At 50.2% G+C, this 450-nt stretch carries 1 protein-coding gene; it reads right to left on the bottom strand.

The window, feature by feature from the left end; translation table 11 throughout:
- Window positions 1-9: 9 nt before the first annotated feature.
- The coding region (locus ACTHUM_RS19695; protein WP_440403969.1) for a phosphoribosyltransferase at window positions 10-450 on the bottom strand (441 nt) is incomplete at its 5' end.

The raw sequence follows: 450 nt of genomic DNA, 5'->3' as shown, positions 1-450 counted from the left end.
GTGCCAGACTTATTGGTTTTGCGCGGCCAATTTGTTGTGTCCGTCGATGTCCAGCGCGTCCCAAGGATAGTTGATCCACCAGTCTTCAACGGTGATGCCGCTGAAATAAGGGACGCCTTCGGGAATTCTGCCGACTTTGGCTTTGATTTTTTCATGCAATACTGCCACGCCGATGGTGCCGAAATCTTCTTTCAGCAATTCGGTCAGGCAAAATTCCATGGTAACGCGGCTGTCATCCACTTCGTCAACGACCAGTACATTTTTGCCTTTCAGGACATCTGGAACGGGATCAAGCCATTGGACTTTTTTCACTTCCTCGGTAACTTGACCTTCGTTATCGCTGTCGTAGTAGGCTGTGGTGACGGCGTAAATCGGAATTTCCAAGAAGCAGCGCAACATGCGGGCAGGGATAAAACCGCCGCCGCCAATGGCAATCATGGCATCGTATTT

This window comes from Neisseria sp. P0021.S006 (genome assembly GCF_051956895.1).
The sequence above is the reverse complement of the archived record's forward strand: the minus strand, read 5'-3'. Positions and strand labels throughout refer to the sequence as shown.